A 26,322-nucleotide genomic window follows, 5' to 3' on the forward strand; every position below is an offset into this window, starting at 1 on the left:
GGTATGGGTGCGCAAAGTTCGTTTTCCTTCCCTGGCTTGCGCTAGTGCCTCGAATCCTTCGGCAATCTCTGAACTTAAGTCCCGCTTCTTCATGCCCTTATCGTCCCTTCGTGTTCGAGCATGCCCTTGAACGCCTGCCCAGGCATCGGCAATGAGCAGCTCATTATGAAGAGTCATCCTTCATCGATGAATTCTAAAGGCGCCAATATCAGACGACAGAACAGTGCTCCGGACGAATTCGTGTCGCACCTTTTGAGTGCAGATCGCATGGGCCATGGAGGATGCCTCACGTGGCCCATTCCTCACGTTAGCGCGATGACACCGGACGCCCGCGCGTCATCGATTCCAGCACGCCATCCCGCCGCACCCAGCCGTGAAACAACGCTGCGGCCAGATGCAGCAGCACCGTCGCGAACAGCAGGAATGCCAGATAGCGATGCGCACCCCGCAGCCAACTGAACAGCGCCGCATCCGCAGGCGCAATGGGCGGCAACTGCCAACCGCCCGCCACGACCGGATAACCACCCGCCGACAGCATCGCCCAGCCGATCAATGGCATCGCAAACATCAGCGCGTACAGCAGGACGTGCGAGGCAAGCGCCGCATGACGTTGCCAGGCCGGCAGATCCGCCGGCAACGCAGGTGCACCCCTGAACACACGCCTGGCCAGCCGTATGCACACCAGCGCCAGCAACGCCAAGCCCAACGGCTTATGGATCTGCACCAGCCACTGATGCCGCTCGGACACCGAGGCCACCATGCCCACACCGATGAACAGCATCGCGAGTATGCCGGCCGCCATCGACCAATGCAGCACGCGTGCGAATAGGCTGAACGTGGCGGGCGGCCGGCGGGTTTGATTGGGCGACGAGATCATTGGGCGTGCTCCGGTTGAGTCGAATGGGATGACGCAGCGGCGGCTTGAGGCGGCCCTTCACCCGTGCGGCGTTCATAAGAAGCGGCATAGGCCGCGGATCGCGCCGCCAGCAGCGGATCGTCGGAAACTGCGATGCCTTGCGGCAACACCGTCGGGTCGTAGTTCACATCGCGACAGGGACCATCGCTTTGCGGGGCGCTGCTGGTTATCACCACGGTGCCGGCGTCGACAGTCGGCCGGTCTGCCGGCCACTGTCGGGTTGCATCACTAGTGGAATCGCCGGGTTCGCCCAAGGTGAGCAGCAGACGCCAGCGCAACGGCCCTTGGGTCAGGCGCTGTTGTAGGTCACCCTGCAGATAGTCGGCATCGTGTCCCGGCTGCGCCACAGGCGCCGCCGCCGCGTCCATCGGCGCCAACTGCCAGCGCACCGGCTGGCGCTTTCCGTTCCCACCGACCAGGTAGAACGCGTTCAGGCCGTAATAGTCTTCAGTGGCGTAACTGGCCGAAGGCTTGGCGGTCTTGGCCCACGCAAGGAACGCCGCCGTTTCAGGATGCGCCGCAAAGAAGGCCTGCATGCGCTGCGGATTGGGCTTGCCCGTCTTGGGATCGGGCCGACCGGCAAGCTGCTGATCGTAGAATGCCTGCGGGGTCGACAGCGGAAACACCGGCATGCTGTTCATGCCGGTTCGCCACTGTTCGCCATTGGCCGACGTGAACATCAAGGCAAAGCTGCGGATCGGGACGCTGGAGTCCGACGCGTAAGGATTGCCGCCGGGCAGCGCCAGCCGTCCCACCACCGGCGTGCTGCCCGGGGCGAACACCGAGGCAGTGGACAAGTCGTGCGCGGCGCCGCTGCTTTCGAAGCGGCCGATGACACAGACGCCTTTGGCATGGTTGCGGCGAAAGCCCTCGTGCACGCCGCTGTTGGCTTCCAGGGCGTTCACCACGCGATCTGGGGTCAGGCGCTGAGGGTCGAGCCAGCCGCCAACGTAGGCGAACGCGGCGCCGGAGGCCAGCACGATGGCGCCGATTGCCGTGAGGCGAAGGAGGGTTTGGGGGGTGGTGAGCGGACGGGGCTTCTGGGGCCGGCCTTCCGAGGGATTGCCGTCTTGTTGCCGCGCACCCGTCGTTTGACGATTCGGCGGCAAGCGGCCCGGCGGCTGGCTTCCCGGTGGCGTTTGACCCGGCGGCGGGCCGTTGCGGTCAGATCCTTGTTGCATAAGGCTCCTTGCCCATGGGGCGATGAATACCCCTGTAGGACGCCGTGCGAAAAAAATTATTCCGTCATGGAATAAACCCGCCGGCGCGGCGTCTTACGGCATTGACCTGTAAGCTCGTTGCGCAGGCCTGTCCCAGGAACCCGCCATGATTCAACCGGTCCGCGTGCCGCCCGACGCGCCGGCATCCCCCGACGACGAGATGCCAGCGGGAGAACTCTCCGACGCCGTGCTGCGCCAACTACTGCCGCGCCTGCGGCGTTTTGCGCTGCGCCTCACGCGCGACGCGGTCGCGGCCGACGACCTGGTGCAATCCACTTTGGAAAGAGCGCTCACCCGCTGGCGCGGCCGCCGTCCGCAAGGCGACGTGCGAGCGTGGCTCTTCACCATCCTGTACCGCCAGTTTCTGGACGCTCAACGCCGCTCGCGCCGCTATGCGCGGCTGCTGTCGTGGTTTGCCGGGTCCGACGCCGCCGCGCCGTCGGCCGAGCGCGAGGTCATCGCGCGATCTTCCCTGGATGTTTTCGAACGCCTGCCCGAGGCGCAGCGCACGCTGCTGTGGCTCGTCAGCGTGGAAGGCATGAGCTACAAGGCCGTCGCCGATGTTTTAGACGTACCGCTGGGCACCGTCATGTCGCGCCTGTCCCGCGCGCGGAGTGCCTTGCGTGAATTGCATGAGGGACAGTCCGGCGAGGCTCGTCTGAGGATATTGAAATGAAAGAACGCGCTATCGATGATCTGACGCGGAATGCGTATGTGGATGGACAGTTGGATCCGTCGCAGTTGCAGGAGCTGCAGGCGTACTTGCGGGCGCATCCTGATGAGGCGCAGGAATTGGAGGCGTGGCGTCGTGATGCGCAGCGGCTGCGGGAAGGGGCTGGCGGTGAGGGTTTGCCGGGTAATCCTGCGTTGGATCCTGCTGCGGTGCGTGCGGGGCTGAGGGTTCGTGCGCGGCGGCGGATGGTGATGGCGGCTAGTTTGGTTGTGGCGGTGGCGATTGGCGGCGTCACGGGATGGAGTGCTCGTGATACGGCCTTGGCGAGTCGGGTGCTGCCGATGCAGGATGCGATGCAGGCTTATCGGCTGTTTGCGTCTGCGGATGCACCGCAGCCGGATGTGCGGGCCGATGCTGGGGATTTGCAGGGGTGGTTGGATGCGTATTTTGCGCATGCCGAGCGGTTGCCTAATTTGAGTGATAGCGGGTTTAGGCCTGTTGCCGCGCGACTGTTGGCTACCGATCAGGGGCCGGCGGCGATTGTTATCTATGAGAATGCGGGGCAGCGCGCTACGTTTTATATCCGGCCGCCTGGACCCGGAGGACAGTTTCTGGCGCAGGGGAGCCGGAAGGATGGCGAGCTGGTGGCGCGGTATTGGTCGGGGCAGGGGTACAACTATGCGTTGGTGACGGCGGGGGATGCGCGCGGTCAGACGGCGCAAGTGGGTGAGTCCTGACGACCGGGCAATAGGAGGCCTTTAGATCGCCTACGTACGCGTCGAGATCTAACGGCTCGGGCCTGTCGCACATCGCGGCAGGCCCGAGCCGTTCTTGCGCTTACTGCATCGATGCGGGTGCGTCGTGCGTAGGGTCGGCGCGACCGGCGTCTTGTGCGCACGCTCGTGCCGATTCCAGCATGGCGTCGGTCATTGCGCCCATGTGGTCACGCAGGCCTTCCACGCCGCCCATCAATGCGGCCACGGTCCACGCGTCCAGCGGCTGCGAGCCGGTTGCGTCCGGTTCAGAGGCGCTGTTACCGACAAGGCGAGCGATCGAAGCGATGGCGTATCGGGCGCGGTCGATGTTGTAGAGGTTGGAAAGGGGAACCAGGCCGTATTCGGGATTGGTGTCGACGGACCAGGGGTTTTCGGTGAGCGGGTGCGTTTGCATAGACTTCCTCCGACGATATGGGAATCCCGCTGCCCCACTTCCAAATAGGGCGGGCGGGCACAGGACAAGGTTGGAAGACCGGATCGTCGGAACCGGCGTGCGACTAGCGCACCCCTGCCAAGGCCCGCCCATGGAGCGTGCAAAGGCGTGCTGACTGGAGGTCAACACCGACGAATTTACCGGCTTCCACACCGGGCTACCGTTGGTGGCGGTAGGTGGTGGAGTATATGTCGCAGGGACGTGCTCAAACATCTGAATAGGACAAATCGGCGACAAGTTCACGAGGTGTTGATGCTAGTGTTCGTGACCACGTGACATGTACAACACTGGCCCTGTCTACCTGCAAACGGTTCTATGGCAAATTCCATGCCGGCCGTTATCGCAAAAAAGCCAATCGTTCTTCACAATACGGTTCAGCTGGAGTTCGGATCATCGAATGTTAAAATATACTTCACAACATGGTGCATTGTAACAAATGAAAAGTTCTCATCTTGAACGGTGCCAAGTGGAAACGCCTCCAGACGTAGTTCGTCTTGTGTGGAAATTGGCATCGAAGATGCGTCAAAACATGATCTTCGAGTCCGTTCTCGACCTTGGTGCTGGGGACGGCAGGTTTAGCCATGTCAAGGGCATATATGGTCATTACACCGGCATCGAGCGGGATAGCAAAAAGGTCGATACGGCGCAATTGCCCCCAAACGCGAGGTTGGTTGTGGCTGATGCTTTAGCATGGAAGGAAGGAGGGTTCGCGGTCTGCGTCGGCAATCCTCCCTATATCCGACACCACGGACTCGATAATGATTGGCGAAATGTCGCACTTGAGTCAATTGTCCGCGACGGCGGTCCGCAGTTAAAAAAAACCGCTAATGCATTCGTAATATTTTTAACTCAGGCCTTGCTTCGCACTCGCGCAGATGGATTGGTCGCTCAAGTTATTCCGTATGAATGGGTATCCCGCCCTAGCGCTAGCGAACTACGCGAGTACATTCGCGCCAATGGGTGGGATGTATCGGTTTTCCGGTTCGAATCCGATATATTTCCTACGGTGCTTACTACCGCATCAATAACAATTATTGATAAAGCATCCCAGCACGGTGAATGGAAGTTCGGGTTCATAACGCGAGAGGGGGAAATTCGTTATTCGGGGAGAGCCTCCGGCACTTCCTCGCACGTCCTCAGCTACAAAAATGGAGACCCAACTTGCAAAGGAATTCGGGGGTTGAGTCCCGGAGGACAGGATATTTTCGTCCTAACGGAGGAAGAGCGGCTATTTCACTCGCTCAGAAAAGGGGTCGACGTACGGCCGTGCGTGGTTTCGCTTCGAGCAATCGATGAGACCGTGGACCGTCTAGACAAAAAATCTTTCGACAAGCTATTTGTCCAGCGGGGAGCGAAATGCTGGTTGATTCGCAGCGACAAGCCTCGTCCATCACTGCAACTGCAGCGTTACCTCGACGGCGTACCGGAACCGAGCTGGAGGCGTTATACCACCTGCGCTAACCGTCGGTTGTGGTGGCAATATAAGCCTCATCCCAAACCGGGGCTACTCGTAGCTTCAGGCTTTACTGGAAAACGGCCAAAGAGCTTGGTTAACGAGATAGGCGCAATTGCAGTTGGATCAGTCTATGGGGTTTTGTTCGAACCGGCCACGGAGGCTGCGATCGTTCAACGAGTTTTCGAGGGGCTACGAGCCTATGATTTTGGACGACGATTGGTGCATCATTCGAACGGGCTCAAGAAGGTCGAGGTTCGACAGCTCAATACGGTATTGGCCGAATTGATTCTAAATTGAAAATTTTCGCACAGTGAGCGCAGGCGATATGGCAAAGAAAACCGACCCGCGTAGGGTAAGAAGGGCACATTTTCAAATAAGTGCGGCTCTTTTCGAGGAGCTTGGCGAGAGATTGGTGAGTAAGCCGGAAATCGCTCTTGCAGAACTAATTAAGAATAGCTACGACGCTGACGCCACCTATTGCGAAGTTCAAATTTCCCCTGATGAGATCGTTGTTTCGGATGATGGACATGGCCTAACGGAACAAGAGTTTCTTAACAATTGGATGGTTGTTAGCAGTACCAATAAAGTCACCCGGCGGCATTCGCGACTATACCAACGGCATATGGCCGGCTCGAAGGGGGTCGGCCGCTTCTCTGCACGCTTCCTCGGAACCGTACTGGTGGTCGAATCTACCACCTCTGATGCTAAGAGCGGTGCACTGACTACACTGCGTGCGGTCTTCGACTGGCTTGAGATTTCCAAGAAAGCTGATGTATCAGACATCAGCATTGACTACACGGTTAGCCCGGCGGCGAGCGGCGCTGAGATTGGCACTCGTTTACTTATAGGATCTCTGCGAGATCATGTGATCGATTTGCCGGTTTCAAAAGTGCGCACAGATGTACTGAGATTGGTTAAGGCAGATGGGGGCTTAGAAGAACCGGAATTTGAGTTCGACGCGGTCGAGGGCGAGCTGGAGGATCCGGGATTTCGTGTCTACTTCGCGGACGACGCCCGCAACGGCGATGAGAGCGAACTGGCCGAGCAGATTTTGAGCAAGTATGTGGCCCGCGCTCGAGTGAGTGTGGACGACACAGGGCTTGTCGATTTCCGCATTTACTGGAAAGGACAGAAGAAGCCTATTGAAAAAAAAGTCTTTCGACTCGACCGATTTGCTAGCCCCTTTAGTTCAAAAGGGCTGTCGAAAATTGAGGGCGAGAAGGATGGACGCGGCTTGCCCAAGGAACTCGAGAATACGGCCCACTTGCCCCTAGCGACACGCCTTAACAGCCCTGCACTCATCGACATTCGATTCTTCCCAAATCGCCAAGGAACATTTGCCAATCTTCCCGTAAATGGGAAGAAGGCGATGTCGTGGGTAAAGGAAAACTCAGGTATTGCGGTTGTCGACAACGGTTTCGCTATGCCAGCGTATGGCGACGAAGACAGCGATTGGCTCGGTATTGAGTCGTCGAAGTCGGTAAACGAACGGAATTGGCAATCGCTGTTCACCTCGGTGTTCTATCCTATGGACCCCCAGGCTAAAAAAGATCCGGCGCTAAACCCGATGCTCGCGCTTCCGAGAATTCCCCAGCTAATAGGCCGGGTCCATGTAGCAACGCGCAAGGCGCCTCCATCGAGCAGAGAGGATGACAGCTGGTTGCAACCAAATATGGACCGAGAGCAGCTGCGCGACAACGGGGCTTATCGCTTGCTGTGGCATCTGGTCCGCTTCGCTATTGAGGCCCTGGCGCACTTTGACCGCGCTTTCCGCATCCGACATGAGCAGGAACGAGAGGAAGAGGCGCGCACGAACGCGCGGTCTGCTCTAGCTGCAGCAATCACGGAGATTAAGTCATCCGCCGAGATCAGCTCCAATCACAAACGCGTCATGCTGCGGCAGCTTGGGGAAGTCGAAGAACAATTCTCTCTGGCAGAAAGCTACGACAAGACCGTCCGTATGTCACTGGAACTCATGTCGACAATGGGAGTAGTAGCCGGCTTCATGACACACGAATTCGAGAAAACGCTCGAGGCGATTCAACGGATAGGTGAACGACTCGAAAAGCTCACTAGCAGGCATCCCGAACTCGCTTCAGACACAGAGATTATTCTGCGAAACGAAGCTGCGCTTGCTCAGCAAGCCGAATATATGCGCCTTTTTGTGGGGGCCTCACGAAGGACTGCAATCACACCATTTAAAGCGCGTGCGCAACTTACCGTGGCTACAAAAACTGTCGAGGCGTTGGCGAGTGAACACAAAATTAGCATAGAGCTTGCGGCTGATTCTAAACTCCTTGGCCCAGCGATTCCTCTGGCGGCTTATCATGGCGTGGCGATCAATCTTGTCTCGAACGCCATGAAAGCATTGGTCGCCAAATCAACGGCGGTGGATCGCAAGATAAAAATCTATGCGGCTAATGACGGCTCACGGCATATTTTGGTTTGTGCGGACAACGGGATTGGCATTCCCGATTATCTGCGAGATCGAATATGGGATCCGTTGTTTACAACAACGGAGAGCTCAGACGACGAAAATCCGCTCAACTCAGGCCTTGGTTTGGGCCTAGCGGTAATTAAGCGCGTTGCTGAAGGAGTGGGAGGGAAGGTTGAACTTCTAAAGCTTGCGCCACCCGGATTCACTACGGCTTTCAAGGCATCATTCCCACTTGCAGAAGTTTGATGGAGGCGACTGTGTGTAACGTATTAATAATTGAAGATCAATCCGACACGATCGAGAGATATAAGGACCTGGCGTCCAATAGTGGCTTGACTTTCCTGTCTCCTGCTGAGGTCGGACTGACGGAGAACATCACGGCCGAAAAGGGGGTCTCGGTTGAAGAGCAGCTCGCGAAGTTTTTAAAGATCGCTATTCGTGAACGCGGAATTGATGTTGTTCTTCTCGATACGGACCTATCCAGGCAGCGAGAACTGCAAACGCACTCCAGTTACAAATCTGCGTTACGCGATCTGGGCATGCCGGTGTGTCGTTATCAGAAGGGTGGCCGCGATAGTGCGCTATCTATGCTCCCCCAGCTTCAGCGCTCAATTCGCGATGGAGCATCTGCGATCTGGATACCCAGATCATTGGTCAGCGGTGATAGGGGCGAGGAGCTCGTGCCGCGGCTGAAGGCCATTAGCGCAGCATTCGGAAGGATAGAGGCCGTACTTGCTGGCAGGCCAGAATTGGTGGAGAAACAGCACAGTCCGACCGATGTACTTGCTGCAGTCTTGGGAGATGATAATCTCGCCTACGAGTTTCTTGGATATGCAGCCCAAAACTTGGTCTATTTTGCAGCGCCTGAGCCCGATTCCATGGAGTACGAAATCTCCAAAGTCAAACGCTACGCTACTCAATTGGGATACTGGCTATTTAACTATATTTTAATGTTTCCGGGGCCAATTCTGAGCCGACCGGCGGCTGCGGCATATTTGAACGTGTCTCCATTGATGTTTGATAGCAACCCCGCTTTCGCGAGTTTGATAGAGCATGCACGGTATGTGGGTCCCTTTGACGGTGTCGAGTCTTACTATTGGCGTAGCAAACTTTCTGAGCTGGCGGACTCTGTAGGGGGAGACATTGCTATGCATCCGGGCCTTAGTGGCGTGACTCTTGATCGAATCGACCGCAGAAATGAGGCTGTCCAAGCTTACATTTGCATGCTGTCTGGCGAAGCAATAACAGCGGATCAGGCGGCCCCAAGCCCTGATTGGGTACCTTCAGGCGCGAGTGAAGCCAAGATTAAAGAGGAAGTCTTGGATGAACTCGGTCCTCTAGCAGGAATTTAGTAATGACTGACTTCGCTAGCTTCTCGCGTCACCTAGATGACGTTCACAAAGCTGCTCGCATCGTTATTGAGAAAAAGTCTTCCAAAGCTCACTGGCCACCCTTAATTTCGGAAAAAACAGGCGAGGATGAAATTCAAATTTCATTTGCAGAGCCGGCAGTAGTTTGGAATGCTCCAATGCGCGGCTCCTCCACTGGCTCTCGAATTAAACGAACGATAGTGATGAGCGGACATTTTTCATTTTCCAATAATGTCCTGGATAAGGCCGGCGCAAACGTCGAAATTTACGAAACCGCTCCAGCTGATAATGGGGGATGGTCTCTGACGCTGTTAGATGCAATGCATTTCGACATCGAGGGAAAAATTTTTCAAACCCCATTTCATCCCATGTTTCACGTCCAATTTGGCAAAAACAAGAGGATTGGCGAGGACGATATTCGCAAAATCGTCTGCGAACTCAGTAGATTGCGCCCCGACCAAGTGACGATGGATCGTTCTTTAGAGACACCCAGTCGAGATATTCGTATTCCTACACCTCAGATGGACTATATGTCGGTTCTGGCGATGGTAGTAGCAGATTACTTTTGCGATAGCCATTCCGGAAAGGAAGTGCGAACGGGATTCCGCAATCTTTTAAGAAAAGTAATGCATGCGAGCAATCCGGCTAGGTCCAGCAGCCAATCTCGAAATCTTGAAAACAGATGGAATCCAGAAAAGACTGGCCCCTTTTGCGCTTCGCACTGGTACCAAGAAAGCTGCATGTAAAAAAATGACTATTCAGTCTTTCTTGCTAATTCTGTAGGCATTGAGCGCCCGCGACATCAATGTTGTTTCCAGTTAATTAACGACCTGCGAAGGGGACGAGTGGGCAGTCGTTCTCAGTTCCTCGAACAAGTCATGTGCGAGCAACTTGATTGGGTCACCTCAACAGCAAGAACGTGCCTTGGACAGACTCAGCCGTCGTTGGCCGGGTGACAAGATCCTCGAGTAAATACTCGCGGGCCGGCGGCAGCGCCGGCTTGCCAACCTAGTTCACGAACTTCGGGTTGCGTGCCATGGTCGGTCTCCTTGAAAACCATCATAGGCCTGCACACAAAAATCCGGACACTCCCGCGAACAGTGGTTTGCAATCTCGCCTCACCGCTCCTTGCGAACCCCCGCCTTTTCACTACCCTGCCTCGCCAACCACACCGTCGCCCCTCCACACCCGGCATCCTCCACCACATGCCGCACCACCTCAAACTCATTCCCCCCCAACAACTCCCGATACTCATCCCCCTCCAAACTCCCGTGATACAGCGGCCGCCCTTCAAACTCCCCAATCGCTTCACCAAACCCCATCCCACTCGTAAACATCAACACCGCCCCCGGCGCAGCCAACCGCCCAAACTCCCCAAACATCCCCCGCTGATCCTCTGGCGACAAATGAAAAAAGCTATGCCAAGCGATCAACCCATCAAACGGCCCCGCAACCGGCATCTTGCGCATATCCCCAGCAACCCACTGATGCCCAGGAAACGCCGCCTTCGCCCGATTCAATAACGGCACCGACGTATCCACACCCGTAACCCGGCAGCCACGCTCAATCAGATACTGAGCAATCGGCACCCCAAACCCACACCCAATATCCAACACCCGCGGACGCTCTCCCGGTAGCAGCGCCAGAAACGCATCCAACCACGCACGCTCGATCAGCCCAGTTCCCCGCAGCCGCACAAAGGCGTCGGCATGATCCCGATAGATCGACACCACATCATCAGCAGGCGACTTGGACATCTTCAAACTCCCGTAACGGCGACCAAAACCCAGCCCCTTGGCGAGCGCATCAACCGCAAACGCCCGCATCCCCATGGAAGCACTCCCAAGCCTCCGACTCAATATCCTCAATCACCACCCCATCCTCACCCGCGATGGTGAACTGCTCCTGACTATCTCCAATACTCGCCGCCCCATCCAACCCCAGCAGCAACGCATACATCGTGTCCCGCAGCGCCAGATCCAAAACGCCCCGCACGCCATCAAGCTGCGACGTCGACAACCCCAACCCCCGCACCTTGGCCGCGACCGCACTCCCGCCATCCGCCGCCATAAACGTCTCCAACAGCTCACCCCGCAGCGCATTCCAGTTGCCGACAAATTCCTTCGCGTCCATTCGATTCCCTTAACGTGTCCCAACCCGCGGCCGCATACCGAATCCCAACCGCGAACCAATCAACCCAAAAAAACAAAGGCCGCATAATCGCGGCCCCTGCATTCACTACCTTCTAACCCTCATCAAGCCTTACGCACCTGCGCAATCAGCGCATCCAGTTGCTTCAGCATCGAATCCACTTCCTCAGCCGTCACATTCAGCGCGGGCATGAAGCGCAGCAGATTCGGACGCGGGGCATTCAGCAGCAAACCTTCCGGCGCCTGATTGCGTGCAGCCTCGACAATCGCCGGACCATCATCACGATCCATCACCAGCGCGCGCAGCAGGCCCATGCCGCGTTCGCCCTTCATGCCGTACTTGGCGGACAGGGCCAGCAGGCCTTCGGAGAGTTGCTTGGCGCGGGCATTGACCGAGTCCATGAAGCCCGGCGCCACCAGCGCGTCGAACACCGCGACGCCAACGGCCGTGGTCAGCGGGTTGCCGTTGTAGGTACCGCCTTGGTCGCCGTGCTGGAACACGCAGACGTCCTGGCGGGCCAACAGCGCCGCCAGCGGCACGCCGCCGCCGATGCCCTTGGCCAGGGTCATGATGTCGGGGATGACGTCGGAATGCTGGTAGGCGAACATCTTGCCCGTGCGGCCCATGCCGGTTTGGACTTCGTCGACGATCAGCAGCAGTTGGTTTTCATCGGCCAGCTTGCGCAGGCCTTGCATGAATTCCTTGGTGGCGGGCAGCACGCCGCCTTCGCCTTGGACGGGTTCGAGCATGATGGCGACGGTCTTGTCGTCGATCAGCTTGCGCACGGATTCCAGGTCGTTCAGTTCGGCCTTGGGAAAGCCTTCGACCTGCGGGGCGAACATCTTGTCCCAGCCCGGCTTGCCCGACGCGGACATGGTGGCCAGGGTGCGGCCGTGGAAGCCGTGGTTCATGGTGATGATCTTGTAGGCGCCGTTCTTCTTGACCTGGCCCCATTTGCGCGCGAGCTTGATGGCGCCTTCGTTGGCTTCGCCGCCGCTGTTGGCGAAGAAGACGCGGTCGAAATCCGACGCGCCGGTCAGGCGCTGGGCCAGCTCGATCGAGGGGATGTTGTAGAACGCCGGCGACGGGTTCATCAGCTTTTGCGACTGTTCGACCAGGGCGCGCTGCATCTCGGGCGCGGAGTGGCCCAGGGTGTTCACCGCCCAGCCCTGCACGAAGTCCAGGTATCGCTTGCCCGCGTGATCCTCCAGCCAGGATCCCTTGCCGCTGACGAACACGAGGTCCGGGCGGGAGGTGATCTCCATGAGGGTGTCGACGTTGAACTGGCTGAATTCCATGGCGGTTCCTGCGGGATGTAAGGACAGGGGATGAGGGAAATTTCGGGGAACTTCCCCGGGGGAAGCGCGAAAAGGCAAATGTAGCACCGACGGGGGGATGCTATCGTGACGCTACCCCATCGATCTGCCCCGGGCCGGCCTCACAAGGGCTGCCAGCGCGGGCGCTCTATTTTATGCAGGCGATGCGCCCCTCGCGCGCAGTTCGCCGTCGCTTTTTACTGACCAATCATGAAACGTATTCTTTCCAGTCTTGCCGCTGGCCTGGCGTTGGCCGCCGCCATGGCCCCTGCCCACGCGGAGTTTCCCGACCGTCCCATTCGCCTGATCGTGCCGTTCCCGCCCGGGCAGGCGACCGACATCTTCGCCCGCGCGCTGGCCGAGAAGCTGGGCGCGGCGGTCAAGCAGCCTATTGTGGTGGAGAACCGCGCGGGCGCGGGCAGCAATATCGGCATGGAGCAGGCATCGCGCGCGGCGCCCGATGGCTACACGCTGGTGATCGCGGGCAGCGCTGCGGCGGTGAATCAGACGCTGTACAAGAACATCAATTACAGCCTGACGAAGGATTTCGCGCCTGTGTCGGGCGTGTTCTCGGTGCCGCTGATGTTCCTGGCGACGCCGGCGTCGGGCATTACGTCGCTGCAGGAACTGGTGAAGCAGGCCCGTGCCAATCCGGGCGAACTGGCTTATGCCAGCGCGGGCATCGGCGGCACGCAGCATCTGTCGGCCGAGATGTTCAAGGCGGCGGCGGATATCGACATTCGCCATATTCCGTACAAGGGCAGTGGCCCGGCGCAGGCGGATTTTCTGGGGCACCAGGTGCCGCTGATGGTGGATTCGGTGACGGCGGGCCTGCCGCATGTGCAGAGCAAGAAGGCGGTGGCGCTGGCGGTGACGACGGCCAAGCGGCTGCCGCAGTTGCCCAACGTGCCGACGGTGGCGGAGTCGGGTTATCCGGGTTTTGAGGCGATTGGCTGGGCGGCGGTGCTGGCGCCCAAGGACACGCCTGCGGAGATCACCAACGCGCTTAGCAAGCAGATCGGGCAGGTGTTGAATACGCCGGAGATGCAGAAGTTCTTCCGGGATCGTGGTGCGGAACCGATGCCGCTGACGCCCGAGGCGACGGGGAAGTTTATTGCCTTGGAAGTGGATAAGTGGGGCAAGGCGGTCAAGCAGTCGGGCGCGCAGGTGGATTGAGCGCGTCAGGCGACTGCGGTCGCTGCAAGCCGTCCCTGTAAATGGGGCGGCTTTTTTGTTGGTGGTTACTTAGGGGCGGGCGGCTTGGCCGGGCCCCACTCCGCGATTGGGCGGTTTTTCTGGATGATCCATCCAGCCCTAGCCGGTTTATCGCCCCGCCACGCTTGCCTAAGCTCGAATCTCCATCGACACGTGAAACACATGAAGGAGATTTCCATGGCGGACCATACGATCAAGGGCAAGGTCGCGATCATTGCGGGCGGGGCGAAGAACCTGGGCGGGCTGATTGCGCGCGACCTGGCCGAGCAGGGCGCCCGCGCGGTGGCGATCCACTACAACAGCGCGGCGTCCAAGGCCGAGGCCGATGCGACGGTGGCGGCGGTCCAGGCGGCGGGCGCGAAGGCCGTGGCGCTGCAGGGCGATCTGACGACGGCCGCGGCGGTGGAGAAGCTTTTTGCCGACGCGGTGGCCGCCGTGGGCCGGCCGGATATCGCGATCAATACGGTGGGCAAGGTGCTGAAGAAGCCCTTCACCGAGATCAGCGAAGACGAATACGACGAGATGACGGCGGTAAATTCCAAGACGGCGTTTTTCTTTCTGCGCGAGGCGGGCCGGCACGTGAATGACAACGGCAAGGTGTGCACGCTGGTGACGTCGCTACTGGGCGCGTTTACGCCGTTCTATGCGGCGTATGCGGGCACCAAGGCGCCCGTGGAGCATTACACGCGCGCGGCGGCCAAGGAGTTCGGGGCGCGGGGGATTTCGGTGACGGCGGTGGGGCCGGGTCCGATGGATACGCCGTTCTTCTACCCGGCCGAGGGCGATGACGCCGTGGCGTATCACAAGACCGCGGCGGCGCTGTCGCCGTTCAGCAAGACGGGGCTGACGGATATCGAGGACGTGGTGCCGTTCATCCGGCATCTGGTGAGCGACGGCTGGTGGATCACGGGGCAGACTATCCTCATCAACGGCGGCTATACGACCAAGTAGGCGGCATAGGACGAAGGAGAACGGCATGCATGTGGCGATGGTCATCGGAGGCGGCGTGGTGCTGCTGGGCGTGTTCCTGCTCTTCGGCAAGCTGTGGGGCAGCGATGCGCCGGCGCTGGCCCTGGCCGCGAAGGCGTTCATCCCCGTATGGCTGGTGGTGGCGCTTATCAATATGTGGGTGGGCGTCACGCACGCCGGCTATAGCGTGCGCGAGGAATTGCCGATCCTGGTGATCGTGTTCCTGGTGCCGGCGGCGCTGGCCGCATTGGCGATCTGGCGCAACGGCTGACAAGGGCCGATGGGGTGGGCCGAGGGCGTCGGCCGCTTCGGGCCGATGTGAATGCGGCTATGCTTTTGATGCCTTGCGTGCGCGCCCGGGCAACGGGATGGCGCACGCTTTCCTTTTGCATTTGCACAGGCCGCCCATGGACCGATTCGATCAGTACCGCGTGTTCGCGCAGGTTGCCGCGATGGGCAGTTTCATCAAGGCGGCCCACGCGCTGGACGCGCCTCGCGCCTCGGTGTCCGCCGCGATCCAGCAACTGGAATCCCAGCTGGGCGTGCGGCTGCTGCATCGGACGACTCGGCAGGTGCGGCTGACGGCCGATGGCGAACAACTGCTGGAGCGGGTGCTGCCGCTGCTGGCCGACGTTGAAGACATCGATCAATTGTTCCAGGCCAGCGAGCGCCAGGCATCCGGCCGGCTGACCATCGACGTGCCCAGCCGCGTGGCGCGGCGGCTGATCGCGCCGCAGTTGCCCGGGCTGCTGCGCCGCCATCCGCGCCTGCAGGTGGTTCTCAGCGCCACCGACCGGGCCATCGATCTGGTGCAGGAAGGCGTGGATTGCGCGGTGCGTATCGGCGCCTTGCACGACAGCAGCCTGGTGGTGCGGCCGTTGGGCAGCATTTCGCTGATCAATTGCGCCAGTCCGGGGTACCTGCGCGAACATGGCGAACCGCAGCGGCCGGAAGACCTGCTCAATGGCCACTGGGCGGTGGGCTATGCGTCGCCCAAGACCGGGCGCGAGCTGCCCTGGGAAACCCGGTTGCCCGACGGCGGCGTGCGCGAGGACCCGGTACGCAGCCGGGTGATCGTGAACAATGCCGAAAGCTATATCGCGTGCTGCCTCGCCGGGCTGGGCCTGATCCAGATTCCGCGCTTCGACGTGCAGCATCTGCTGGATGCGGGCGAACTGGTCGAGGTCATGCCCACGGCGCGCGCGGCGTCCATGCCGGTGTCGTTGCTGTATCCCCATCGCCGCCAGCGGTCGCGGCGTCTGACCGCGTTTCAGGAGTGGTTCGAAGGCTTGATGGCGGCTTACGTGGACGTCTGAGCAGCGCGGACGGCAGAGCCGGTCCAAACCGGTGCGAAGGCGCCCGTCCCCGGCGCATCGGCTGCACCAAAAGTGGGCATTGAAGGGCCCTCCCGGCGCCGCCTCCCCACGTTTGAACATGGCATGGAACTTGCATTGACTCTCTTTGTATACCGACTTGGTGTGCAACGCAGTGCCCACCCGGGCATTGCGGGCCCTGGAGAGTTCCTCATGAAACGCAGAACCCTGTTGCTGTCCCTTTGCGCCGCCGCCAGCATCCTGGCCGCGCCCCTGTCGCACGCCGACGCGCTGGACGATATCGTCAAGGCGGGCGTGATCAAGATCGCCGTGCCGCAGGACTTCCCGCCGTTCGGATCGGTGGGCGCCGACATGAAGCCCCTGGGCTATGACATCGATACCGCGCAGCTCATCGCCAAGCAGCTGGGCGTGAAGCTGGAACTGGTGCCGGTCACCAGCGCCAACCGGATCCCCTATCTGCAGACCAAGAAGGTGGACCTGGTGATCTCCAGCCTGGGCAAGAATGCCGAGCGCGAGAAGGCCATCGACTTCTCGGACGCCTACGCGCCGTTCTTCAATGGCGTGTTCGGTCCGGCCGACCTGAAGGTGGCGTCGGCCGCCGACCTGGCGGGCAAGACTATTGGCGTGACGCGCGGCGCGGTGGAAGACATCGAGCTGACCAAGATCGCGCCCGAGTCCGCCACGCTCAAGCGGTATGAGGACAACAACGGCACCATCACCGCCTTCCTGTCGGGCCAGGTGCCGCTGATCGCCACCGGTAACGTGGTCGCCGCCGCCATCCTGGCGCGCAATCCGCCCAAGAAGCCGGAGACGAAGTTCCTGATCAAGAATTCGCCGTGCTACATCGGCCTGAACAAGGACGAGCCCAAGCTGCGCGCCCGCGTGAACGACATCCTGGCCGCCGCCAAGCGCGATGGCTCGCTGTCGACGATCTCGCAGAAGTGGCTGGGCGCGGCGCTGCCCAAGGACCTGTAGGCTGGGCGCGGCCGTCATGGCTTACCAGTACGACTTTTCCTCGGTGTTCGAGTACACCCCGGTGCTGCTGAAAGGCATCGGCGTGACGATCGAACTGATCGCGTTCGGCGCGGTGGCGGGCGTGGCGCTCGGCATCGCCTGCGCGTGGGTGCGCACGCAAGGCCCCGTGTGGCTGCGCGCGCCGGTCACCGCCTATATCGAGCTGATCCGGAACACGCCGTTCCTGATCCAGCTTTTCTTCGTGTTCTTCGGCCTGCCGTCGCTGGGCATCCAGCTCGGGGAAATGCAGGCCGCGTGCCTGGCGATGGCGCTGAACCTGGGCGCCTACAGCGCCGAGATCATCCGCGCCGGGATCGACGCCACGCCGCGCGGGCAGTACGAGGCCGGCGCCAGCCTTGCGCTGTCGCGCCTGCAGGTGTTCCGGCACATCGTGCTCAAGCCGGCGCTGATGCGCATCTGGCCCGCGCTGTCCTCGCAGATCGTCATCGTGATGCTGGGGTCGGCGGTGTGCTCGCAGATCGCGGCGGAGGACCTGACGTTTGCCGCGAACTTCATCCAGTCGCGCAACTTCCGCGCGTTCGAAGTCTATTTCGTGACCACCGGGATCTATCTGGCGCTGGCGGTGCTGTTGCGCCAGTTGCTGCGCATGACCGGCCGGCGCCTTTTCCGCAGGGCGGCAAGATGATCGAGTTCTCTACCTGGGACATCGTGCGCAATCTGCTGCTGGCGGCGCGCTGGACCATCGTGCTGTCGCTGGCGGCCTTTGCGGGCGGGGCGCTGATGGGATTGCTGGCCCTGATGATGCGTACATCGCGCGTGGCGCTGATGCGCCGCGCAAGCTGGGCCTATATCGAACTCTTCCAGGGCACGCCGCTGCTCATGCAGCTGTTCCTGGCTTTTTTCGGGCTGTCGCTGATTGGTGTGGAGGTGCCGCCGTGGCTGGCCGCGGGCGCGGCGCTGACGTTGTGGTCGGGCGCTTTCCTGGCGGAGATCTGGCGCGGCTGCGTGGAAGCCGTGCCCAAGGGGCAGTGGGAGGCGTCGGCGAGCCTGGCGCTGGGCTACGTCCAGCAGATGCGCTACGTGGTGCTGCCGCAGGCGCTGCGCATCGCCGTCGCACCGACCGTGGGCTTTGCGGTGCAGATCGTCAAGAGCACCGCGCTCACCTCCATCATCGGCTTCACCGAACTGTCGAAGGCGGCCACGGTGATCACCAACGCCACCTTCAGTCCCTTCACCGTCTATGCCTGCGCGGCGCTGATCTACTTCGCGCTGTGCTGGCCCCTGTCGCGCCTTAGCCTCCGGCTGGAAAGGAAGTTGCATGCCCCTCATCGCCCTTGAAGACGTCCGCAAGAAATTCGGCGACAACGAAGTCCTGAAAGGGGTGACCCTGCGCGTCGATCCCGGCGAGGTCATCGCCATCATCGGCAAGAGCGGGTCGGGCAAGAGCACGCTGTTGCGATGCATCAACGGGCTGGAGCAGATCGACGGCGGGGCGATCATGGTGGCCGATGCGCAACTGGGCAATGACGAACTGCGGCTGCGCGCGCTGCGGCTGAAGGTGGGAATGATCTTCCAGCAGTTCAATCTGTTTCCGCACCTGACCGTGGGGCGCAACGTCATGCTGTCGCCCATGGTGGCCAAGCGCATGCCCGAGCGCGAGGCCGCGGACATGGCCCGCGCCATGCTGACCCGGGTGGGGCTGGACCACAAGTTCGACGCCTGGCCGGACGAGCTGTCCGGCGGGCAGCAGCAGCGGGTGGCGATCGCCCGCGCGCTGGCGATGCAGCCGCTGGCGCTGCTGTGCGATGAAATCACGTCGGCGCTGGACCCGGAGCTGGTCAACGAGGTGCTGGCGGTGGTGCGCGAGCTGGCGGCCGACGGGATGACACTGCTGATGGTGACGCACGAAATGCGGTTTGCGCGCGAGGTCTGCGACCGGGTGGTGTTCATGCACCAGGGACGGGTCCATGAGATCGGTCCCCCGGAAACGCTCTTTACCGCGCCCGCCACGCCCGAATTGCGCCAATTCCTCGGAATGACGAATCTTTAAGCCGGCAGGTAAAAATGCACCACATGTCCTGGTGCGCATGGCTCTATCGCGGGTGCGGCGCGGTTTCTATATTCAGGTTGTCCGCCGCCGGACTTCGGGTTTCCCCGGCGCGGGTTCACCCCACCTGAGACCTGAGGAGCGATGACATGGACAAGGACCGCATCAAGGGCGCCGCCAAGGAAGTCAAGGGCGCGATCAAGGAAACGGCGGGTAAAGTGACGGGCAGCACCCGCACCGAGGCCGAGGGCAAAGTGGAAAAAGCCGAGGGCAAGGTGCAGCGGAATGTGGGCGAGGCCAAGGATCAGGCACGGGACTTGCTGGACAAGTAATTGCGGCTGCCAGTCGGCATGAACCGCACTGTCCAATGAACGCCCGAAGGAGAAGAACATGACCCACCGAATTTGGCTTGCACTGATGCTGGCGATCACCGCCGTGACGGCCGGCTGCAACACGATGGAAGGTGCCGGCAAAGACATCGAACGAGGCGGGGAGAAGATCCAGGAGCAGGCCAAGTAGGCGCGGCCAGCTGCACACGAGGCCGGCGCGATGCATTCGCGCCGGCTTTTTCTCGTCTGTAAAAAAGGGGACGCGGCTCCTCAGCGCGAAAAGCCGCGCGCCGCGATCTCCCAGATGTCCTCGACCACGCCGTCGCGCACGACCACCAGCCCGTCATGCAGGTTGAAGGTCGGATCGACGTGCGAGGGCACCAGGCGCAGCACGGCCCCCAGCGCGGGCGCCTGCGCCCCCGGCTCGACCCGCACGACGCCGTGCTCGTCGTTGATGGCGGTGTAGGTCAGGCCCGGCTCGCCAAAGATGGCGGGCGGCCCGCATTCCGCCGTGGTCGACTTCAGGCCGGCATCCAGGATCACCCGGTCCGGCGCGGGCACGCTCATGACCGTGGACAGCACGAACAGGCTGTTCTGGAACGCAAGCGGGCCGTCCCATTCGTTGGCGCCGTAGTCGCCGTCCATGAAGGCATAGGAGCCCGCCTGCAATTCGGTGTAGACGCCGCTGGCCGCATCGAACTCCACGCTGCCGGTGCCGCCGCCGGTGATCGTGTCGCACGCGATGCCGCTTTCACGCAGCAGTTGCGCGTAGGACGCCGCGATGCGGGCCGCCTGGCGGCACACCTGGGCGCGCTCTTCGCGCGTGCGCAGGTGCTGGACCGAGCCGTGATAGGCCTGCAGGCCCGCGAAGTTCACGCCCGGCAGGTCGCGCGCCTGCTGCGCCAGCGCCAGCACGAGGGCGTCGTCCGACACCCCGCAACGGCCCTGGCCGACGTCCACCTCGACCAGCACATCGACCTGGGCGCCCGCCTGAGTCACCGCCTGCGACACCTGCGCCAGGTTCTGCGCGTTGTCCACGCACACGCTGATCTTGGCCACGCGCGCAAGCTGCCCCAGCAGCGCCAGCTTGGCCGCGCCGACGACTTCATTGCTGATGTGGATGTCGCGCACGCCCGCCGCGACGAAGGGCAGGGCTTCGCTGACCTTCTGGCAGCAGATGCCGCGCGCGCCCAGCGCAAGCTGGCGCAGCGCGATTTCCGGGCACTTGTGCGCCTTGGCATGCGGCCGCAGCGCCACGTCGTGGCGGTCGGCCCAGGCCTGCATGGCGCGCAGGTTGGCCTCGAACGGGGCCAGGTCCAGCACCAGGCTGGGCGTGTCGACGCGGTCCAGCGGATCGCCCGGCTGCGCGGGTGGGGGCAGCGCAATGCCGCGTATGACTTCCTGGGACATCCTGATGACTCCGTAGTCTGACTGCTTGAGATGTAACGCACGCATAACCAAAGCGGGACCACCCATAACCAAACGGGCGATGCACCCCCAGGTAAACGATAGCCCCGTAACCATTGGCTACCAGTGGGCTACATGACAGAATTTCATCATGAAAACGGCCCCCAAGGGGAGGCCCATTTCCGGCGCGCCAGCCAGGTGCGCCGGCGATGACAAGACGAACCTCGTCACCTGATTGAACTGTCAACAAATTCCGGAGAAGCACGCATGAAACTCAAGCAATGGATCACCGCCCTGACCGTCGCGGTCGCCGCCGTGGGCGCCACCGGCGCCGCGCAGGCCCAGCAGTTCTTCCGCATCGGCACGGGCGGCACCGCCGGCACGTACTACCCCATCGGCGGCATCATCGCCAACGCCGTGTCGCAGCCCGGCAAGCTCGTGGCGACCGCTGTCGCCTCCAACGGCTCGGTGGCCAACATCAACGGCATCCTGGGCGGCTCGTTCGAAGCGGGCTTCACGCAATCGGACGTGGCGTACTGGGCCTATAGCGGCACGGGCACCTTCGAAGGCAAGCCCAAGGCCCAGGACCTGCGCCTGATCGCCACCCTGTATCCGGAAAGCATCCACCTGGTGACGCGCAAGGGCGCGGGCATCAAGAGCGTGGCCGACCTGAAGGGCAAGCGCGTGTCCATGGACGAGCCGGGCTCCGGCACGCTGGTCGACGTGCGCCTGATCCTGGGCGCCTATGGCATGACCGACAAGGACATCAAGGCTGAATACCTCAAGCCCAACCAGGCTGGCGACAAGCTCAAGGACGGCGGCCTGGACGCGTTCTTCTTCGTGGGCGGCGCCCCCGCCGGCGCCATCGCGGAACTGGCGTCCAGCGGCGCCGGCATCGAGATCGTGCCGCTGGTCGGCCCGGAGATCGACGCCCTGCGCGCCAAGCAGGAGTTCTTCACGCCCGACACCATCGCCGCCAACACCTACCAGAACGTCGGCGAAGTGAAGACCATCTCGGTCAACGCGCAGATGGTCACGTCGGCCAAGCTGCCGGAACAGGTCGTGTATGACGTGACCAAGGCGCTGTACAGCGACGCCACGCGCAAGACGCTGGACAACGGCCACGCCAAGGGCAAGCTGATCACGCGCGAAAACGCCATCAAGGGCGCAGGCATCCCGTTCCACCCGGGCGCCGAGAAGTTCTACAAGGAAATCGGCCTGATGAAGTAAGCCCCCCCCGAGCGCCTGCGGCGCTTCCCCCCGGGGGGCGCCGGTGGCGGACCGGCGGAGCCGCCGTATGGAACCCACCCCTAGCGCCTACGGCGCTTCCCCTCAAGGGGCGCCGCAGCGGACCGGCAAAGCCGGCTCCGCGCGGCCCCGCTTTGGGAAGCCTGGTTCCTTTTTATTGACTGTCTTGACGCGCCAGTTGGATCGTCATAGTTCGTTATGTCCGCGACGTTGGCTTTTGCGCCGCCTTTGAGCAGGGCCGCCGATGCGCGGCCCTGCTTGTTGAGTCATCTTGAGAATCACCGCGATGCAAATCGACCACGAAAAAACCCAGCAACTGGCGGAGAAGTACGACTCGGAGATCCGCTTCCGGCCGCTGGACAAGACCGCCACCTGGATCGTGTCGGGCCTGCTGGTCACGCTTTCGATCTTTCATTACTACACCGCCGGATTCGGCCTGCTGCGTGAAGCCACGCACCGCGGCGTGCACCTGGCTTTCGTGCTGAGCCTGATCTTCCTGGTGTTCGGCTTTTCCAAATCGCACTACCAGCGAGAGCCCAAGTCGACCTGGTACGCGCCGGGCGGAATTCCGCTGTACGACTGGATCATCGCCATCGCGCTGGCGCTCTCGGTGATGTACATCCCGTACATCTTCGAAGACCTGGCGTTTCGCGTGGGCAACCCGCTGCCTATCGACGTCTTCATGGGATCGATCCTGCTGATCGGCCTGCTGGAGGCCACGCGCCGCGCCATGGGATGGCCGCTGCCCATCATCGCGCTGGTCTTCATGGCCTATGCCATGTTCGGTCCGTACTTCCCCGGGCTGCTGCAGCATGCGGGCAACACCTGGTCCCAGATCGTCAACCACATGTACCTGACGAGCCAGGGCGTGTACGGGGTGGCGGTGGGCGTGGTGGCGACCTACGTGTTCCATTTCGTGCTGTTCGGGGTGCTTGCGACGCGCATCGGCCTGGGGCAGCTGTTCCTGGATGTGGCCTCCACGATCGCGGGACGCTACGCCGGCGGTCCCGCCAAGGTGTCGGTGTTCGGCTCGGCCATGTTCGGCATGTTGTCCGGTTCGTCGGTGGCCAATGCCGTCACGGTCGGCTCGCTGACCATCCCCGCCATGATCCGCATCGGTTATCCGCGGCACTTCGCCGCGGGCGTCGAAGCCGCCAGCAGCACCGGCGGCCAGATCACGCCCCCGATCATGGGCGCGGCAGCCTTCCTGATGATCGAGTTCCTGGGCATCCCCTACCAGCAGATCGCGATCGCGGGCATCTTCCCGGCGTTCCTGTATTTCTTCGGCATGTTCATGCAGGTGCATTTCGAGGCCAAGCGTGAAGGCCTGCGCGGCCTGACCCCCGAGGAAATGCCCAAGCTCAAGCAGTCTTTCAAGATGCGCTGGCCGACGCTGATCCCGCTTGTCCTGCTGATCGGCGTGCTGGCCAGCGGACGCACGCCGTATCTGGCCGCGTTCGCCGGCATCACGGGCTGCATCGTGGTGGGCCTCTTGAACCCGTCGCAGCGCCTGCGCCTGCGCGACCTGTACGAAGCCTTCGAAACGGGCGCGAAGTACGCCCTGGCCGTGGGCGCGGCCGCCGGCACGGTCGGCATCGTGATCGGCGTGGTGACCCTGACCGGCGTGGGATTCAAGATTTCCTTCATCGTGATTTCCGCGGCCCAGGCGATCGCCGGCGGCGCGGCCATGGTGATTCCCGACGCGCTGGCCAACGTGCAGACGCTGACGCTGATCGCCGCCCTCGTCATGACGGGCCTGGTGTGCATCCTGATGGGTTGCGGCATTCCCACCACCGCCAACTACCTCATCATGGTGGCCGTTGCCGCGCCCACGCTGGTGCAACTGGGGGTGCAGCCCATCGCCGCGCACTTCTTCGTGTTCTATTTCGGCATCCTCGCGGACATCACGCCCCCGGTGGCGCTGGCGGCCTACGCGGCGGCGGGCATGGCGGGCAGCGATCCCTTCAAGACCGGCAACACGGCATTCAGGCTGGGCATCACCAAGCTGATCGTGCCGTTCGTCTTCGTGTTCTCGCCGTCGCTGCTGATTTCGGTGCAGGGCTTCACGTGGTACGACTTCTTCGTGACCCTGTTTGGCTGCATGATCGGTCTGGTGCTGCTGTCGGCGGCCTTCTCGCGCTACATGCTGGTGACCATGAAAAGCTGGGAGCGGTGGCTGTGCACCGTGGGCGCGCTCCTGTCGATTGTGCCGGGACTGTTCAGCGGCCTGATCGGTCTGGCGATCTGCATTCCGGTGTTCATCCGGCAACTGGCGGAACACAAACTGGAGAACGCCCCGAAGTCGGCCTGAGGTCGCGGCTACACGCTGCGGGATAAAAAAGGGGCGGACCCTTGCGGTGCCGCCCCTGTCTGCTGAATTGACTATTTTGTCAGCATTTGGCGGGAAAATGCGCCCGCTTTGTGGCAAGGTGACGTCCTACAACATTCCGCCTTTTGCCCGGTTGCCCGGCAAATTAAATCGGCGTAAAGTAAAATTCATGTTTGCTGGTCTGCCGATATGCGGGCCGACTGTGCAAACAGGCACAAACTGCGCCATATGTTCGATATCCTGGTCTATCTGTTCGAGAATTACTACACGCCCCAGGCCTGTCCTGCTGCCGATGTGCTCGCCAAGCGGCTTGCTGCCGCCGGATTCGAGCACGAAGACATCGACGACGCGCTCGGTTGGCTGTACGGGCTTGCCGAGACCACCGAACGGTGCGTCGACCTGGCCCAAGCGCCCTCGTCCGGCACCCGGATCTACACCGACAACGAATACCAGCAGCTCGGCACCGAATCCATCGGCTTCATCGCCTTCCTGGAATCGGCTGGCGTGCTGCCCGCGCCGCTGCGCGAAATCGTCATCGACCGGGGCCTGGCATCGCCGGAGACGCCCGTGCCGCTCTCCAAGATCAAGATCATCGCTCTCATGGTTCTCTGGAGCCAGGAAGCCGAGATCGACAATCTGGTCCTGGAAGAGCTGCTCGACGAAGACGGCGGGCGTCTGCTGCATTGAGCACGCCCCGGCTGCCCGGGCGTTGCTTTCCGCATTTCCTCCCCGCGCGCCTGGCCGCGCGGGCTTAGCCTTGTACCCATTCCCTTGAATTACGTCGGCCGCTTCGCTCCCAGCCCCAGCGGCCCGCTGCACGCGGGTTCGCTGGCGACCGCGCTGGCAAGCTGGCTGGACGCGCGTGCCCGCAGCGGGCGCTGGCTGCTGCGGATCGAAGACGTGGATACCCCGCGCACGGTGCCGGGCGCGGCAGAGGTCATCATGGGCCAGCTGCACGCGCTGGGCCTGGACTGGGATGGCGACATCATGTGGCAGTCGCGCCGGGGCGACGCCTATCAGGCCGCTTTCGACGCGCTGGCCGCGCAAGGGCTTATCTATGGCTGCGGTTGCACGCGCCGCGAAATCGCCGATTCGGCGTTGCGCGGCCAGACCGCGCCCGGCGCCGACGGCGAGCGGCCCTATCCGGGCACCTGCCGCCACGGCCTGCCGCAAGGACGGCAGGCCCGCGCCTGGCGGCTGCGGGTGCCGGACGGCGTGGAACGCTTCGAGGACCGCTGGCTCGGCCCGCAGGAGCAGGACGTCGCGCAAGCGGTCGGAGACTTCGCGCTGCGGCGGGCGGACGGATTGTGGGCGTATCAACTGGCGGTGGTGGTGGACGACGGCGCGCAGGGCGTAACGGACGTGGTGCGCGGCGCGGACCTGCTCAGCTCCACCGCGCGCCAGCGCGTGCTGGGGCGTCTGCTGGGCCTGCCTGCCCTGCGCTACCTGCATGTGCCGCTGATCCTCGACCCCGCCAGCGGCCTCAAGCTGTCCAAGCAGAATGGCGCCCCGGCCATCGACGTCAGCGCGCCGCTGGCGGCCTTGCAGGACGCCTGGCGGGCCTTGGGCTTTGCCCCGCTGCCGGCCGCGGGCGTTGCGCCGTTCCTGCGAGAGGCCACGGCGCGCTGGGCCGCGAGATTTCCGGGCTGAACGGCCGGACCGCGCCGAGTCCCGTGAGGGCGCGCGTACCGGCGCGATGTCGCGAACGGGCCGCGCCGGCC

General features: G+C 62.0%; 27 protein-coding genes. 20 read left to right on the top strand and 7 right to left on the bottom strand.

Features of this window, described 5'->3' with window-relative positions; genetic code table 11:
• Positions 1 to 307: 307 nt before the first annotated feature.
• Positions 308 to 877, bottom strand: a complete 570-nt coding sequence (locus tag BMW75_RS04205) for a cytochrome b (protein WP_092577067.1) — start codon at positions 875 to 877, stop codon at positions 308 to 310.
• Positions 874 to 2,097, bottom strand: a complete 1,224-nt coding sequence (locus BMW75_RS04210) for a catalase family peroxidase (RefSeq protein ID WP_254791937.1) — start codon at positions 2,095 to 2,097, stop codon at positions 874 to 876. Before BMW75_RS04210 ends, BMW75_RS04205 begins: the two co-directional genes overlap by 4 nt.
• A gap of 199 nt (positions 2,098 to 2,296) precedes the next feature.
• Here BMW75_RS04210 and BMW75_RS04215 point away from each other — a divergent pair, with 199 nt between their 5' ends.
• Positions 2,297 to 2,812: a sigma-70 family RNA polymerase sigma factor gene (locus BMW75_RS04215; protein WP_217646928.1), complete on the top strand. Its 516-nt coding sequence runs from the start codon at positions 2,297 to 2,299 to the stop codon at positions 2,810 to 2,812.
• Positions 2,809 to 3,546 carry an anti-sigma factor family protein gene (locus tag BMW75_RS04220; RefSeq protein WP_092577073.1) on the top strand — a complete coding sequence of 246 codons (738 nt, stop codon included), beginning with the start codon at positions 2,809 to 2,811 and terminating at the stop codon, positions 3,544 to 3,546. The genes BMW75_RS04215 and BMW75_RS04220 overlap by 4 nt, the downstream gene beginning before the upstream one ends.
• Before the next feature lie 100 nt (positions 3,547 to 3,646).
• On the opposite strand, the gene BMW75_RS04225 is transcribed toward BMW75_RS04220, so the two are convergent.
• Positions 3,647 to 3,979 (bottom strand): hypothetical protein, encoded by a 333-nt coding sequence (locus BMW75_RS04225; protein WP_092577076.1) that lies wholly within the window; start codon positions 3,977 to 3,979, stop codon positions 3,647 to 3,649.
• Positions 3,980 to 4,547: 568 nt separating this feature from the next.
• Between BMW75_RS04225 and BMW75_RS29015 the strand changes: the two genes are divergently transcribed.
• Genes BMW75_RS29015 through BMW75_RS29025 form a run of 4 tightly spaced genes read left to right on the top strand, consistent with a single transcriptional unit; the run spans position 4,548 to position 10,027 of the window.
• On the top strand, positions 4,548 to 5,771 hold the full coding sequence (locus BMW75_RS29015) for a class I SAM-dependent methyltransferase (protein WP_175493091.1): 1,224 nt from the start codon (positions 4,548 to 4,550) through the stop codon (positions 5,769 to 5,771).
• A gap of 28 nt (positions 5,772 to 5,799) precedes the next feature.
• A complete protein-coding gene (locus BMW75_RS04230) occupies positions 5,800 to 8,157 on the top strand; it encodes an ATP-binding protein (RefSeq protein WP_092577079.1) in 2,358 nt (785 codons plus the stop codon).
• An 11-nt stretch (positions 8,158 to 8,168) separates the two neighbouring features.
• Positions 8,169 to 9,263, top strand: a complete 1,095-nt coding sequence (locus BMW75_RS29020; protein WP_139208490.1) for a hypothetical protein — start codon at positions 8,169 to 8,171, stop codon at positions 9,261 to 9,263.
• A 2-nt stretch (positions 9,264 to 9,265) separates the two neighbouring features.
• A complete protein-coding gene (locus tag BMW75_RS29025) occupies positions 9,266 to 10,027 on the top strand; it encodes a hypothetical protein (RefSeq protein ID WP_139208491.1) in 762 nt (253 codons plus the stop codon).
• Positions 10,028 to 10,399: 372 nt separating this feature from the next.
• Here BMW75_RS29025 and BMW75_RS04240 read toward each other — a convergent pair whose 3' ends face one another.
• The 3 genes from BMW75_RS04240 to BMW75_RS04250 form a co-directional block, all read right to left on the bottom strand.
• Positions 10,400 to 11,038, bottom strand: coding sequence for a class I SAM-dependent methyltransferase (locus BMW75_RS04240; protein ID WP_092577360.1), 639 nt, complete (start codon positions 11,036 to 11,038; stop codon positions 10,400 to 10,402).
• Between the two features lie 49 nt (positions 11,039 to 11,087).
• Positions 11,088 to 11,414 (bottom strand): hypothetical protein, encoded by a 327-nt coding sequence (locus BMW75_RS04245; protein ID WP_092577085.1) that lies wholly within the window; start codon positions 11,412 to 11,414, stop codon positions 11,088 to 11,090.
• Between the two features lie 122 nt (positions 11,415 to 11,536).
• Entirely contained in the window at positions 11,537 to 12,730 is a 1,194-nt protein-coding gene (locus tag BMW75_RS04250) for an acetylornithine transaminase (RefSeq protein WP_092577087.1), read from the bottom strand.
• A 228-nt stretch (positions 12,731 to 12,958) separates the two neighbouring features.
• On the opposite strand from BMW75_RS04250, the gene BMW75_RS04255 reads away from it, so the two are divergent.
• From BMW75_RS04255 to BMW75_RS04300, 10 genes are all read left to right on the top strand, one after another.
• A complete protein-coding gene (locus BMW75_RS04255; protein WP_092577090.1) occupies positions 12,959 to 13,924 on the top strand; it encodes a Bug family tripartite tricarboxylate transporter substrate binding protein in 966 nt (321 codons plus the stop codon).
• 216 nt (positions 13,925 to 14,140) lie between these two features.
• Entirely contained in the window at positions 14,141 to 14,914 is a 774-nt protein-coding gene (locus BMW75_RS04260; protein ID WP_092577092.1) for an SDR family oxidoreductase, read from the top strand.
• A 25-nt stretch (positions 14,915 to 14,939) separates the two neighbouring features.
• A complete protein-coding gene (locus tag BMW75_RS04265; protein WP_092577095.1) occupies positions 14,940 to 15,203 on the top strand; it encodes a hypothetical protein in 264 nt (87 codons plus the stop codon).
• Between the two features lie 136 nt (positions 15,204 to 15,339).
• Entirely contained in the window at positions 15,340 to 16,248 is a 909-nt protein-coding gene (locus tag BMW75_RS04270; RefSeq protein WP_092577098.1) for a LysR family transcriptional regulator, read from the top strand.
• Positions 16,249 to 16,458: 210 nt separating this feature from the next.
• Positions 16,459 to 17,241 carry a transporter substrate-binding domain-containing protein gene (locus BMW75_RS04275; protein WP_076518128.1) on the top strand — a complete coding sequence of 261 codons (783 nt, stop codon included), beginning with the start codon at positions 16,459 to 16,461 and terminating at the stop codon, positions 17,239 to 17,241.
• 16 nt (positions 17,242 to 17,257) lie between these two features.
• Positions 17,258 to 17,926: an amino acid ABC transporter permease gene (locus BMW75_RS04280; RefSeq protein WP_092577102.1), complete on the top strand. Its 669-nt coding sequence runs from the start codon at positions 17,258 to 17,260 to the stop codon at positions 17,924 to 17,926.
• Positions 17,923 to 18,579, top strand: a complete 657-nt coding sequence (locus tag BMW75_RS04285) for an amino acid ABC transporter permease (protein WP_076518131.1) — start codon at positions 17,923 to 17,925, stop codon at positions 18,577 to 18,579. Before BMW75_RS04280 ends, BMW75_RS04285 begins: the two co-directional genes overlap by 4 nt.
• A complete protein-coding gene (locus tag BMW75_RS04290) occupies positions 18,560 to 19,291 on the top strand; it encodes an amino acid ABC transporter ATP-binding protein (protein WP_076518132.1) in 732 nt (243 codons plus the stop codon). The genes BMW75_RS04285 and BMW75_RS04290 overlap by 20 nt, the downstream gene beginning before the upstream one ends.
• Positions 19,292 to 19,437: 146 nt before the next feature.
• Positions 19,438 to 19,620 carry a CsbD family protein gene (locus BMW75_RS04295; RefSeq protein ID WP_076518134.1) on the top strand — a complete coding sequence of 61 codons (183 nt, stop codon included), beginning with the start codon at positions 19,438 to 19,440 and terminating at the stop codon, positions 19,618 to 19,620.
• 58 nt (positions 19,621 to 19,678) lie between these two features.
• A complete protein-coding gene (locus tag BMW75_RS04300) occupies positions 19,679 to 19,807 on the top strand; it encodes an entericidin A/B family lipoprotein (RefSeq protein ID WP_076518136.1) in 129 nt (42 codons plus the stop codon).
• 80 nt (positions 19,808 to 19,887) lie between these two features.
• Here the strand turns inward: BMW75_RS04300 and BMW75_RS04305 are convergent, their stop codons facing one another.
• Positions 19,888 to 21,027, bottom strand: a complete 1,140-nt coding sequence (locus BMW75_RS04305; RefSeq protein WP_092577104.1) for a DSD1 family PLP-dependent enzyme — start codon at positions 21,025 to 21,027, stop codon at positions 19,888 to 19,890.
• Between the two features lie 264 nt (positions 21,028 to 21,291).
• Between BMW75_RS04305 and BMW75_RS04310 the strand changes: the two genes are divergently transcribed.
• The 4 genes from BMW75_RS04310 (at position 21,292) to gluQRS (ending at position 26,251) form a co-directional block, all read left to right on the top strand.
• A complete protein-coding gene (locus BMW75_RS04310; protein ID WP_076518139.1) occupies positions 21,292 to 22,254 on the top strand; it encodes a TAXI family TRAP transporter solute-binding subunit in 963 nt (320 codons plus the stop codon).
• 304 nt (positions 22,255 to 22,558) lie between these two features.
• Positions 22,559 to 24,583, top strand: a complete 2,025-nt coding sequence (locus BMW75_RS04315) for a TRAP transporter permease (protein ID WP_092577106.1) — start codon at positions 22,559 to 22,561, stop codon at positions 24,581 to 24,583.
• Positions 24,584 to 24,829: 246 nt separating this feature from the next.
• Positions 24,830 to 25,288, top strand: coding sequence for a Smg family protein (locus tag BMW75_RS04320; RefSeq protein WP_076518142.1), 459 nt, complete (start codon positions 24,830 to 24,832; stop codon positions 25,286 to 25,288).
• Between the two features lie 84 nt (positions 25,289 to 25,372).
• Positions 25,373 to 26,251, top strand: a complete 879-nt coding sequence (gene gluQRS, locus BMW75_RS04325; protein ID WP_175493092.1) for a tRNA glutamyl-Q(34) synthetase GluQRS — start codon at positions 25,373 to 25,375, stop codon at positions 26,249 to 26,251.
• Positions 26,252 to 26,322 lie beyond the last annotated feature (71 nt).

It is taken from the genome of Achromobacter sp. NFACC18-2, from assembly GCF_900108985.1.
Lineage (GTDB): Bacteria > Pseudomonadota > Gammaproteobacteria > Burkholderiales > Burkholderiaceae_B > Achromobacter.